10 protein-coding genes are annotated in these 10,654 nt (G+C 56.2%); 4 read left to right on the forward strand and 6 right to left on the reverse strand.

The window, feature by feature from the left end; genetic code table 11:
* Nucleotide 1 precedes the first annotated feature (1 nt).
* Together NTD86_RS24355 and NTD86_RS15685 are read right to left on the reverse strand one after the other, a co-directional pair.
* Complete coding sequence (locus tag NTD86_RS24355; RefSeq protein WP_410016985.1) at nt 2-172, reverse strand: hypothetical protein; 171 nt, start codon at nt 170-172, stop codon at nt 2-4.
* A 122-nt stretch (nt 173-294) separates the two neighbouring features.
* The gene (locus tag NTD86_RS15685; protein ID WP_262203534.1) at nt 295-1,308 is read right to left on the reverse strand and encodes a zinc-binding alcohol dehydrogenase family protein; all 1,014 of its coding nucleotides are present in this window, start codon (nt 1,306-1,308) and stop codon (nt 295-297) included.
* Between the two features lie 124 nt (nt 1,309-1,432).
* Here NTD86_RS15685 and NTD86_RS15690 point away from each other — a divergent pair, with 124 nt between their 5' ends.
* Nucleotides 1,433-2,347 carry a LysR family transcriptional regulator gene (locus NTD86_RS15690; protein WP_262203536.1) on the forward strand — a complete coding sequence of 305 codons (915 nt, stop codon included), beginning with the start codon at nt 1,433-1,435 and terminating at the stop codon, nt 2,345-2,347.
* A 67-nt stretch (nt 2,348-2,414) separates the two neighbouring features.
* Here NTD86_RS15690 and NTD86_RS15695 read toward each other — a convergent pair whose 3' ends face one another.
* Nucleotides 2,415-3,368 (reverse strand): adenosine deaminase, encoded by a 954-nt coding sequence (locus NTD86_RS15695; protein ID WP_262203550.1) that lies wholly within the window; start codon nt 3,366-3,368, stop codon nt 2,415-2,417.
* A 224-nt stretch (nt 3,369-3,592) separates the two neighbouring features.
* Between NTD86_RS15695 and NTD86_RS15700 the strand changes: the two genes are divergently transcribed.
* A complete protein-coding gene (locus NTD86_RS15700) occupies nt 3,593-4,678 on the forward strand; it encodes a calcium:proton antiporter (RefSeq protein ID WP_262203537.1) in 1,086 nt (361 codons plus the stop codon).
* 36 nt (nt 4,679-4,714) lie between these two features.
* Here NTD86_RS15700 and NTD86_RS15705 read toward each other — a convergent pair whose 3' ends face one another.
* From NTD86_RS15705 to NTD86_RS15715, 3 genes are all read right to left on the reverse strand, one after another.
* Nucleotides 4,715-5,398 (reverse strand): SDR family oxidoreductase, encoded by a 684-nt coding sequence (locus NTD86_RS15705; protein WP_262203538.1) that lies wholly within the window; start codon nt 5,396-5,398, stop codon nt 4,715-4,717.
* A 481-nt stretch (nt 5,399-5,879) separates the two neighbouring features.
* Entirely contained in the window at nt 5,880-6,482 is a 603-nt protein-coding gene (locus NTD86_RS15710) for an IMPACT family protein (RefSeq protein WP_262203541.1), read from the reverse strand.
* 44 nt (nt 6,483-6,526) lie between these two features.
* Nucleotides 6,527-7,447: a LysR family transcriptional regulator gene (locus NTD86_RS15715; protein ID WP_262203542.1), complete on the reverse strand. Its 921-nt coding sequence runs from the start codon at nt 7,445-7,447 to the stop codon at nt 6,527-6,529.
* Between the two features lie 123 nt (nt 7,448-7,570).
* Here NTD86_RS15715 and NTD86_RS15720 point away from each other — a divergent pair, with 123 nt between their 5' ends.
* Both NTD86_RS15720 and NTD86_RS15725 read left to right on the forward strand, forming a co-directional pair.
* Complete coding sequence (locus NTD86_RS15720) at nt 7,571-8,920, forward strand: aspartate aminotransferase family protein (protein ID WP_262203543.1); 1,350 nt, start codon at nt 7,571-7,573, stop codon at nt 8,918-8,920.
* An 81-nt stretch (nt 8,921-9,001) separates the two neighbouring features.
* The gene (locus NTD86_RS15725) at nt 9,002-10,495 is read left to right on the forward strand and encodes a CoA-acylating methylmalonate-semialdehyde dehydrogenase (protein WP_262203544.1); all 1,494 of its coding nucleotides are present in this window, start codon (nt 9,002-9,004) and stop codon (nt 10,493-10,495) included.
* Nucleotides 10,496-10,654 lie beyond the last annotated feature (159 nt).

The following is a 10,654-nucleotide window of genomic DNA, read 5'->3' on the forward strand; positions in this document are numbered from 1 at the left end:
GTCAGACCGCCAAGCGTTTGGGCAATGTGTGCGGGGCCCGCAAGCGTGTTTGCAATGTATCCACAAAGGCTTTGGCCTCGGCCTTTGTGCGAAAGTTTACGGCTTGCTGATCGATTTGAACCTGCCATTGGCAATCAGGAGATTTTGCTAACGCCTTTATCAGGATTTTCATGACTGGCCTCCTTTGGTTGGCAAAGGTGGCCAGTGTATGCCTGAAATCACGACGAGGTATGACAGGCATCAAGTCTCTGACTGACGGTTAAAATTTGACCGTTTTAATCCCCAAGTTTTTGTTCAGAACCCCTCCAGTACGATTTTGCCTTTGGACTTGCCGCTTTCCAGCAGCGCGTGTGCGCGGCGCAGGTTCGCGGCATTGATGGTGCCAAAGTGTTCGCCCACAGTGGTGCGCAAGGTACCCGCGTCAATCAGCTCAGCGACTCGGTTCAGCAGGTGATGCTGCTCGATCATGTCCGGTGTTTCGAACAGTGGGCGGGTGTACATGAACTCCCAGTGCAGGGACAGGCTCTTGCGCTTGAGTTTGGTGACATCGAAGGTTTTCGGATCGTCGATCAGCGCGAACTTGCCTTGAGGGGCGAGGGCTTCGACCAGTTGGTCCAGGTGCTGATCAGTTTGCGTCAGGCTGGCGACGTGGGTTACCGCGTCGATGCCCTGGCGTTTGAGTTCTTCGCTCAGAGGCTGCGCGTGGTTGATGACCTCATCGGCACCCAGCTCGCGCACCCAGGCCTGGGTTTCGGGGCGCGAGGCGCTGCCAATCACCTTGAGTGCCGTCAACTGGCTGGCCAGTTGGGTCAGGATCGAGCCGACGCCACCAGCAGCGCCAACAATCAGCAAGCTTTGTTGCTCGTCGGCCTTGCCTTCTTTGATACCCAGACGTTCAAACAACAGTTCCCAGGCAGTGATGGCGGTCAATGGCAGCGCCGCCGCTTCTGCGAAGCCCAGGCTCTTGGGCATGTGCCCGACAATGCGCTCATCGACCACGTGCAGTTCGCTGTTGTTGCCAGCACGAGCGATAGAGCCTGCATAAAAGATCTTATCGCCGACGTTGAACAGGCTGACTTCATTGCCGACGGCTTTGACTACCCCGGCCACATCCCAACCCAGTACTTTGGCGGCACCGCCTTCGGGCTGTACGTTCTGGCGAACCTTGGTATCTACCGGATTGACCGAAATGGCCTTGACCTCGACCAGCAGGTCTCTGGGGCCCGCCACCGGCTCTGGCAGCTCAATGTCTTGCAAGGCGTTGGGGTCTTGGATCGGCAGCGACTGGTAGTAGGCGATAGCTTTCATGGGACAAGTCCTGGCAGTGAGTACGAAAGTGGGTCGATCATTAACCATTTCATTGAAGGATAAAACCGGCTAAAACAGCAGTCTCTTTCAATATTATTTTGATAATCACCAGGGGTTGCGCCGAATGCTGCGTTTCGATGACCTGCAATTATTTGTTCGCGCTGCGGACTTGGGCAGCCTGTCGGCGGCCGCGCGGGTGATGGACCTTTCGCCCGCCGTGGCCAGTGCCGCACTCAAGCGCATCGAAGTGCAACTGGGCGCTCGATTGTTGGCGCGCTCCACACGCAGCTTGCGCCTGACGGCAGAAGGGCAAGGCTTTCTTGATTATGCCCGTACGGCCTTGAGCAGCCTGGATGAAGGACGTCGCCTTTTAGCTCGTGGGCAAGATCAGGTGAGCGGGATGCTGCAGCTCTCTGCGCCGTCCGACTTTGGACGTAACCTGCTGTTGCCGTGGCTGGACGAGTTTCAGCGTGAGCACCCGCAGTTGGCGGTGCGTTTGTTGTTGGGTGATCGGATAGCCGATCTGTTTCGCCAGCCGGTGGATATCGCCTTGCGTTATGGCGAGCCGGAAGACTCCAGCCTGGTCGCGCTGCCGGTTGCCACAGACAATCGGCGGGTGCTGTGTGCGTCCCCCGATTATTTGGCGCGACAAGGCGAGCCGCGTCAGCTTGAACATCTGCTGCAACATAATTGCCTCTTGTACATGCTCGGAACGCGGGTGCATGACCATTGGCAGTTTGATGACGGCAAGCGGGAGGTGGGGCTGACGGTGAGTGGCGACCGTTTCAGTGATGATGCTGATGTGGTGCGTTTGTGGGCGATTGCCGGGGCGGGGATTGCGTATAAGTCGTGGCTGGACGTGGCGAACGATGTGACGGCGGGCAGGCTCAAGGTGTTATTGCCGGAGTTGACGTGCGAACGCGCGCCATTGAATTTGCTGTGCAGCCATCGAGCGCAGTTGAGTAAACCGGTGAAGCTGCTGCGCGACATGCTGATTGAGCGGTGTGCGGAGTTGGCAGGGCAGCGTAGTGCCCTGTAGGAGCTTGTCTCGCGATCTTTTGATCCTTTAAAAAGATCGCGAGGCAAGCTCCTACAGGGCTGGGTTTTTACGGTTTGATCAGGCGGGCGTCCAGGCTGTTTTGCGCCAGGCGTTTGGCCTGGTCCTGCGTCATGCCCAAATGGGTGTGCAGCGCGTGGAAGTTTTCGGTCACGTAGCCACCAAAGTAGGCCGGGTCATCTGAGTTGACAGTGACCTTAACGCCGCGCTCAAGCATGTCGAGAATATTGTGTTGCGACATGTGGTCGAACACACACAGCTTGGTGTTGGACAGCGGGCAGACGGTCAGCGGGATTTGATCGTCGATGATGCGTTGCATCAGGCGCTCGTCTTCAATCGCGCGAACACCGTGGTCGATACGCTGGATTTTAAGGAGGTCGATGGCTTCCCAGATGTATTCCGGCGGGCCTTCTTCACCCGCGTGGGCCACGGTCAGGAAGCCTTCGTGACGGGCACGGTCGAATACACGCTGGAACTTGCTCGGCGGGTGGCCCATTTCTGAGCTGTCCAGGCCAACGGCGACAAATGCGTCGCGAAATGGCAGTGCCTGGTCGAGGGTTTTTTGCGCTTCTTCTTCGCTCAAGTGGCGCAGGAAGCTCAGGATCAACCCGCTGGTGATCCCCAGTTGCTGTTCGCCGTCTTTGAGTGCGGCCGCGATGCCGTTGAGTACCACTTCAAATGGCACGCCACGGTCGGTGTGGGTTTGTGGGTCGAAGAACGGTTCGGTGTGAATGACGTTCTGTGCCTTGCAACGCAACAGGTAGGCCCAGGTCAGGTCGTAGAAGTCCTGCGAGGTGCGCAGTACGTCCGCGCCTTTGTAGTAGAGGTCGAGGAACTCTTGCAGGTTGTTGAAGGCATAGGCCTTGCGCAAGGTTTCAACATCGTTCCAGGGGAGGGCGACCTTGTTGCGCTCGGCCAGCGAGAACAGCAACTCGGGCTCCAGCGAGCCTTCAAGGTGCAGGTGCAGTTCTGCTTTTGGCAGGGCGTTCAGCCAGTCATACATAGTCGTTTTACTCATCAGATCAGGTGCAGATGGCGGCATTCTACAGGCGCGCGGCAACACAGCTTGTAAAAAAGCCCTCGCCATTTGTCGCACCAGCCGCCGTTCAGACGCAGGGCTGCACCTTCGAAGAAGGTATCTGTGAACTAAGATGTAACGAAACGTTAGTGACTTTCGGCAGTCTGTGACCTCACAACCTGTATTCGACTCTCGGCAAAAGGCGCGCGATGCTGACTTTATTGAAAGATGAAAAACTCCTGCTGCTGGCGGTAATCATGGCCTGTGTGGCTTTCCCGCTGGAGCATTGGTTATTGGGCAATGGTCAGGCAATGGCTTTGGTCGGCGGTTTCGTGTTGATCGCCGCCATTGTCTGCGCCTCGATGCGGGTGGCTCATCACGCCGAGGTGTTGGCAGAAAAGGTCGGCGATCCTTATGGAACGATGATCTTGACGTTGTCCGCGGTGTTGGTGGAAGTGGTCATTCTGGCCATCATGATGAGCAACGAAGCGTCGCCGACCTTGGTGCGCGACACGATCTATTCGGCAGTAATGCTCGATATCAACGGCATCCTCGGTCTGGCCGCGCTGATGGGCGGGATCAAGCATGGCGAGCAGTCCTACAACGACGACTCTGCCCGTACCTATAGCGTGATGATTCTGACGGCCATGGGTGTGTCGATGGTGGTGCCAGAATTTATCCCCGAGTCAGACTGGAAAATTTACTCAGCCTTCACCATCGGCGCGATGCTGCTGCTTTACACCTTGTTTTTGCGGATGCAGGTGGGGCCGCACAGTTACTTTTTCAGTTACAGCTACCCGGAGAAAAAGGGCCGTAAGCGTGAACCCGAAGGGGCGTCTGGCAGTGTGAAGTGGTCGGTCACGATTCTGGGCCTGGGTGTGATTGTGATTGGCGCGCTGGCAGAAGTGATGTCCAAGGCGCTGGATCTGGGGCTTGAGGGGACGGGGGCGCCGCCGGTGGTGACGGCTATTCTGGTCGCGGCGATCTCGGCAGCCCCGGAAATTCTGACCGCACTGCGGGCAGCACTGGCTAATCGCATGCAATCGGTGGTGAATGTGGCCTTGGGCGCTTCGTTGTCCACTGTGATTTTGACGGTGCCTGTGATGGAGGCGATGGCGCTGTATACCGGCCAGCCCTTTCAGATGGCAATGACCCCGGTGCAGACGGTCATGGTGGTGATGACGCTGGTGGTGTGTGCGATTAATTTGAACGACGGAGAGACCAATGCGATTGAGGGCATGACGCATTTTGTGTTGTTTGCCACGTTCATCATGTTGTCGCTGCTGGGGCTTTAAGCAAAGGGCAGCCTGATGCGGCTGCCCTTCATATCATTACCAGGGAATGGTCTGACCCTTGTAGTCGATATAGTGATGCCCGCCTTTTCCCGCGTACGTGTAGAGCTGTTCCACGATGCCCCGGATGCTGGTGTCGACGTCAATGTCGCCAGTGCCACCGGTGAGATCGGTTTTCACAATGCCTGGATGGAGGGAGAGTACGGTTGGCCGCTCCTCTGGGAGTTGGGTCACGAAGGTGTTGGTCAGTGAGTTGAGCGCGGCCTTGCTGGCTTTGTAGAGCGCCAGTTGCGGGGCGTTGGGAATAGTGATGCTACCCAGCCGTGAGCTCATGAACGCCAGAACGCCATTGCCCTTGGTGATCTGGGTGACAAAGGCCTTTGCGACGTTGATGGGGGCCACGCTGTTGGTCAGGAATAACTGGCCAATGTCGGTGAGGCTGGCACTCCCGGAGGTCTGATCGTCGGGACCCTTGATACCGGCGTTGATAAACACCAGGTCAAAGACTTCTGCGCTCAGGCGTTGTTGCAGTGACTTGATGGCTTGCAAGTTGTCGATATCGAGTTGTTCGACTTGCACGTGATCGAGTTTCTTTAATGCATCTGCACGCTGAGGGTCACGAACGGTTGCGGTGACGTGCCAGCCATCATGGGCTAGGGCTGTGACCAATCCCAGGCCTAGTCCGCGTGAGGCTCCAACGATAAGTGCTTTTTTTGCTGCCATGAATCCGCCCTCTGAAAAGTAATGGAAGTCACCGTTGCTGTTTTTACTCCTTCCCTGTGCAAGTGCCCAGTGTCTGTATGTACGCTCACGTAATTTAGTGAGTAGGACTCATGAACCGGAGAGCTTGGGGAATGGATCCGTATGACCGGAACTGATTAAAAAACGTACAGGATTAAGTAAGCGTTATGGGCACTGAATCCGCGCTGCATTTGCACGGGTTATCCACAGGTTGTTCCACAGTATCTGTGCGCAACTTGGCTGCGCAGGCATAAGCACCATGGTGCTTTGTTCTAACGGCGATTAACGGAGCTAAAGTATTGTTTTGTCTATATTTTTCGTGAATCGCTATTGAATTGGATAAAAAGTGTACAAACTGCTGGAGGCCCCGTAGTTCAAGGGCTTCAGCGGTATGTGCTCAGGTTATCCACAGTCGGGTGCACAGTGATTGTGGGCAACTGCAGGGGAGTGGGCATGCGCGCGATTAAGCGTCGCTGTGGGAGGTGTCTGGGTGCAACAGAATTCGGCCGCGGCTGATACCGGCCAATTGTTGCTGCAAGGCTGCGATATGTTCTTCACCGAGTTCCAGCTGTAGATCAACGCCATTGGCGGTGAACGTCTCATGAATGAGCAGGCCATTGAGCTCGGCCAGACGCAGTTTCACCAGGGCCAGCTCACTGAAATGGCAGGTGCAGTGCAGTGCCACGCGGCTGATGAGCGGGAGTTTTTCTGCGCCTTGCAGGCATTTATTGGCGCCACCGCCATAGGCGCGTGCGAGTCCCCCGGTGCCAAGCTGGATGCCGCCGTACCAACGGATCACCAGGACCACGACTTGGTCGCAGTCTTGCGCTTCGATGGCGGACAGAATCGGTCGCCCGGCGGTGCCTCCCGGTTCCCCGTCATCGCTGCTGCGGTATTGGTCGCCCAGCTTCCAGGCCCAGCAGTTGTGTGTGGCGTTCAGGTCGCTGTGCTGCTCGATGAAGTCCTGAGCTTGCTGGGCGCTGGTGATGGGAGCGGCAAGGGTGATGAAGCGGCTTTTGCGGATTTCTTCGCGGAATTCGCAAAGGCCGATGAGGGTCGATGGCATGTGGTTTCCGAACATTAACAGGGGGCTTGAGGCCGCTATTCACGTTAGCGTGTCGCTTCGAGGCTCTCAAGGAAACTTTCGAGCACCAGATGTGGCCGTCTGCCTTTACGGGTGACAGACGCAAGGCTCAGGTCATAAAAACGGGTTTTGGCTTTCAGGGCCCGGAGGCGGCCTTGTTGAACCCAGAAGCTGGCGTAGTGATCGGGCAGGTAGCCGATGTAGCGCCCGGTCAGGATCAAGAACGCCATACCTTCGCGGTCCGACGCACTGGCGGTGCAGTTGAGGGCCTGATAGTGCGCCTGGATATCGGCGGGCAGGCGGAAGGTCGGGGCAATTGCGTCTTGATTATTGAGGCGCTGGTCGTCCAGTTGACGGTCGTCGACATAAAACAAGGGATGACCGACGGCGCAGTAAAGCAGTGAGCGCTCGCTGTACAGCGGTTGATATTCAAGCCCGGACAGCGCGCTGGCCTGCGGGACGACCCCCACATGAAGGCGCCCGTCGAGCACGCCTTGTTCTACTTCATTGGGAGCGATCATGCGAATGTGGATTTGAACGTCAGGCCCGCGCTCTTTGAGTTGTGCCAGTGCATGAGTGATGCGCATGTGGGGCAGGGTGACGAGGTTATCGGTAAGACCGATCGTCAACTCGCCACGCAGGTGTTGGTGCAGACCGTTGACCTCTGTGCGAAAACTTTCTAGCGCTCCCAGTAACTGCAAGGCGGACTGATAGACCTCACGACCTTCTTCTGTCAGAGAAAAACCGGCGCGACCTCGCTGGCACAGACGTAAACCTAAGCGTTGCTCGAGGTCGCTCATCTGTTGGCTGATAGCCGAACGCCCTATCCCGAGCACGGTTTCGGCGGCAGAGAAACCACCGCATTCCACGACGCTGCGAAAGATGCGAAGCAATCGAATATCAAAGTCGCTGACTTGCGCCAGTGCATCGTGACGACGGCTGCTCATAGTTTAGTCCGGACCTAACTAAAGGTTAGAAGAGTTGGATTTCATCGACTTTATAGGCGTGGCAACTTACCTGCAACAACGCTTTCAATCCCACGCCGCTTTCTGCTTTGCGAGGTTTTGCCGATGAACATGCCTGAAAATGCCGAAATCTCAGTGACTAGCCAGCTCAAGCTGGACGCTCATTGGATGCCTTACACCGCTAACCGTAACTTCCATCGCGATCCACGCTTTATCGTGGGCGCGAAGGGTAGCTATCTGACGGATGACAAAGGTCGGCAAATTTACGATTCGTTGTCAGGTCTGTGGACCTGCGGTGCAGGGCATACCCGCACAGAAATCCAGGAAGCCGTGGCCAAACAACTGGGGACGCTCGATTACTCGCCTGCATTCCAGTACGGTCACCCGCTGTCCTTCCAGTTGGCTGAGAAAATCACGTCCCTGACCCCAGGTAACTTGAATCACGTGTTCTTCACCGACTCGGGTTCTGAGTGTGCCGATACTGCGGTCAAGATGGTGCGTGCCTACTGGCGTCTGAAAGGCCAATCGACCAAAACCAAGATGATTGGCCGTGCCCGTGGTTACCACGGAGTGAACATCGCGGGTACCAGCCTGGGTGGGGTAAACGGGAACCGCAAACTGTTTGGTCAGGCGATGAGTGATGTGGATCACTTGCCGCACACGCTGTTGGCGAGCAACGCGTTTTCTCGCGGCATGCCGGAGCAGGGTGGGGTGGCGCTGGCTGATGAACTGCTCAAGCTGATCGAGTTGCATGATGCATCGAACATCGCGGCAGTGTTTGTGGAGCCGATGGCTGGGTCGGCCGGTGTGCTGGTTCCGCCTAAGGGTTATCTGAAACGTCTGCGTGAAATCTGCGATCAACACAACATCCTGTTGGTGTTCGATGAAGTGATTACTGGTTTTGGTCGTACAGGCTCGATGTTTGGTGCTGATAGCTTTGGTGTCACACCGGACTTGATGTGTATCGCCAAGCAAGTCACCAACGGTGCGATTCCAATGGGCGCCGTGATCGCGAGCACCGAGATCTATCAGACATTCATGAACCAGCCGACGCCTGAGTACGCGGTTGAATTCCCACACGGTTATACCTATTCGGCTCACCCGGTAGCCTGTGCTGCGGGCCTTGCTGCACTGAACCTGCTGCAAAAGGAAAGCCTGGTGCAGAGCGTGGCAGAGGTAGCACCGCATTTCGAGAATGCGATTCATGGCCTGAAGGGTGTCAAAAACGTCATCGATATTCGTAACTATGGTCTGGCTGGTGCGATTCAAATTGCTCCGCGTGATGGCGATGCGATTGTTCGTCCATTCGATGCCGCGATGAAGTTGTGGAAAGCAGGTTTCTACGTGCGTTTTGGTGGTGACACCCTGCAGTTCGGACCAACCTTCAACAGCAAGCCGCAAGACCTGGATCGTTTGTTCGATGCGGTCGGTGAAGCGCTGAACCAGATTGACTGATTCTTCTATATATAGAAGCAGTTTTGGGAATAGAGGCAGGCGCGCAGCGTTCGCGCCTGTGGACAACTTTTTGGAGCACCCATGAGCACCATTCAACACTTTATTAATGGCCAATTGCTGAGCGAATCTGGCCGTACCGCTGATGTGTATAACCCGTCGACCGGTAAAGTGATTCACCAAGTGCCGCTGGCCAGCCGCGAAACGATTCAAAAAGCCATTGATTCAGCCAAGGCCGCATTCCCGGCTTGGCGCAATACTCCGCCTGCCAAGCGTGCCCAAGTGATGTTCCGTTTCAAGCAGTTGCTGGAACAGAACGAGGCGCGCATTTCTCAATTGATCAGCGAAGAGCATGGCAAGACTCTGGAAGACGCTGCGGGTGAGCTGAAGCGTGGGATTGAGAACGTTGAATTTGCATGCTCTGCGCCAGAAATCCTGAAGGGCGAGTACAGCCGTAACGTAGGCCCGAATATTGATGCATGGTCGGATTTCCAACCGTTGGGCGTGGTTGCAGGCATTACGCCTTTCAACTTCCCGGCCATGGTTCCGCTGTGGATGTACCCGCTGGCTATTGTGTGCGGCAACTGTTTCATCCTCAAACCTTCAGAGCGTGATCCGAGCTCTACCTTGTTTATTGCTCAGTTGCTGCATGAGGCCGGTCTGCCGAAGGGCGTGCTGAGTGTGGTTCATGGTGATAAAGGCGCAGTGGATGCATTGATTGAGGCGCCGGAAGTCAAAGCGTTGAGCTTTGTTGGGTCGACGCCGATTGCTGAATACATCTATGCCGAAGGCACCAAGCGCGGCAAGCGTGTTCAGGCGCTGGGCGGGGCGAAGAATCATGCGGTGCTAATGCCGGATGCCGACCTGGATAACGCAGTTAACGCGTTGATGGGGGCGGCCTACGGTTCTTGCGGTGAGCGTTGCATGGCGATTTCGGTTGCAGTGTGTGTGGGCGATCAAGTGGCAGATGCGCTGGTAGCCAAGTTGGTCCCGCAAATCAAGGCGCTGAAAATCGGTGCCGGCACTTCGTGTGGCCTGGACATGGGGCCATTAGTGTCGGGGCAAGCACGCGACAAAGTCAGCGGCTATGTCGAGGATGGTGTGGCTGCCGGTGCTGAGCTTGTGGTCGATGGTCGCGGCCTGAGCGTGAAGGATCATGAAGAGGGCTTCTTCCTGGGGGGCTGCCTGTTTGATCGCGTGACGCCTGAGATGCGTATCTATAAAGAAGAGATTTTTGGTCCGGTACTGTGCATCGTGCGGGTGAATAGCCTCGAAGAGGCGATGAAGCTGATCAACGATCATGAATACGGCAACGGTACGTGCATTTTCACCCGTGACGGTGAGGCGGCTCGTCTTTTCTGCGACGAGATTGAAGTGGGGATGGTCGGGGTTAACGTTCCGCTGCCGGTGCCAGTGGCGTATCACAGCTTTGGCGGCTGGAAGCGTTCATTGTTCGGTGATCTGCATGCCTATGGTCCGGACGGCGTGCGGTTCTACACCCGCCGTAAAGCGATTACCCAGCGTTGGCCGCAGCGTGCCAGCCATGAAGCGTCGCAATTTGCATTCCCGAGTCTGTAAGGTTCGCGCTGTAGCTATATAGAAGAGAGGCCAGCCGTTAGGCTGGCCTCTGCTTTTGAGAGCTTATGACAGAATTATGAATTTAAGGCTTGACTCGAAAATTTAGTGGCCTATAATTCGCCCCACTTCCGGCGCAGTCGAAACGGAAAACTCTTTGAG

This window comes from Pseudomonas sp. 7P_10.2_Bac1 (assembly GCF_025465935.1).
Classification (GTDB): domain Bacteria; phylum Pseudomonadota; class Gammaproteobacteria; order Pseudomonadales; family Pseudomonadaceae; genus Aquipseudomonas.

Bases quoted from the DNA above. Each gene is read 5' to 3' on its own strand.
- NTD86_RS15720 (WP_262203543.1), top strand. From the start codon at position 7,571: ATGAACATGCCTGAAAATGCCGAAATCTCAGTGACTAGCCAGCTCAAG.
- NTD86_RS24355 (WP_410016985.1), bottom strand. From the start codon at position 172: ATGAAAATCCTGATAAAGGCGTTAGCAAAATCTCCTGATTGCCAATGG.
- NTD86_RS15710 (WP_262203541.1), bottom strand. From the start codon at position 6,482: ATGCCATCGACCCTCATCGGCCTTTGCGAATTCCGCGAAGAAATCCGC.
- NTD86_RS15715 (WP_262203542.1), bottom strand. From the start codon at position 7,447: ATGAGCAGCCGTCGTCACGATGCACTGGCGCAAGTCAGCGACTTTGAT.
- NTD86_RS15705 (WP_262203538.1), bottom strand. From the start codon at position 5,398: ATGGCAGCAAAAAAAGCACTTATCGTTGGAGCCTCACGCGGACTAGGC.
- NTD86_RS15690 (WP_262203536.1), top strand. From the start codon at position 1,433: ATGCTGCGTTTCGATGACCTGCAATTATTTGTTCGCGCTGCGGACTTG.
- NTD86_RS15685 (WP_262203534.1), bottom strand. From the start codon at position 1,308: ATGAAAGCTATCGCCTACTACCAGTCGCTGCCGATCCAAGACCCCAAC.
- NTD86_RS15725 (WP_262203544.1), top strand. From the start codon at position 9,002: ATGAGCACCATTCAACACTTTATTAATGGCCAATTGCTGAGCGAATCT.
- NTD86_RS15695 (WP_262203550.1), bottom strand. From the start codon at position 3,368: ATGTATGACTGGCTGAACGCCCTGCCAAAAGCAGAACTGCACCTGCAC.
- NTD86_RS15700 (WP_262203537.1), top strand. From the start codon at position 3,593: ATGCTGACTTTATTGAAAGATGAAAAACTCCTGCTGCTGGCGGTAATC.